The organism is Adlercreutzia sp. DFI.6.23, assembly GCF_024462535.1.
In the GTDB taxonomy this organism is placed as follows: Bacteria; Actinomycetota; Coriobacteriia; order Coriobacteriales; family Eggerthellaceae; genus Adlercreutzia; species Adlercreutzia rubneri.
This window is the reverse complement of sequence record NZ_JANGBP010000133.1, coordinates 1-423: the sequence shown is the minus strand read 5'-3', so window position 1 is coordinate 423 and position 423 is coordinate 1. Positions and strand designations below refer to the sequence as shown.

The following is a 423-nucleotide window of genomic DNA, read 5'->3' as shown; positions in this document are numbered from 1 at the left end:
TCCACATCCTCGGGACGCAGGCGGAAGCTGAGGTTGCCGCCGTTGCGCACGTGCCAGCCCTGCTCCCAGCCATCGTTGCACAGGCGCACGAACCCGCGCACGAACCCCAGCTGCTCCATGGCCACGCCGGACACCGCCCCGCGCGCCGTGTCGATGCCTTGGGAAAGCATCTCCTGTGCCTGATCGAAAAATGCCATATCGTTGCTCCTTGCTTGAAACTCCTCAGGGGCGAGACCTTGGTTGAGCTACATGCGCTCGGGCAGGACCTTGGCCTCGTAGGCGGCCACGGCCGGGTACAGCTCGCCATCGAGCGGGCAGCCGGCGCGGCGGCAGTACTCGTCCCACACGGCGCCGAAGGGCATCGACCTCGCCTGCTCGGCCAGCATCATCTTCTCGGTGAACTGGTAGGTGTCCTGCAGCTCC

General features: G+C 66.2%; 1 protein-coding gene and 1 pseudogene. Both read right to left on the bottom strand.

All coding sequences use genetic code 11. The annotated features are described in order from the left end of the window. Positions 1-197 (bottom strand): annotated as a pseudogene (locus NE591_RS12675) (rhamnulose-1-phosphate aldolase); the annotation flags it as partial. A 48-nt stretch (positions 198-245) separates the two neighbouring features. Beyond that, the gene (locus NE591_RS16345) at positions 246-419 is read right to left on the bottom strand and encodes an L-rhamnose isomerase (protein ID WP_371130606.1); all 174 of its coding nucleotides are present in this window, start codon (positions 417-419) and stop codon (positions 246-248) included. Positions 420-423 lie beyond the last annotated feature (4 nt).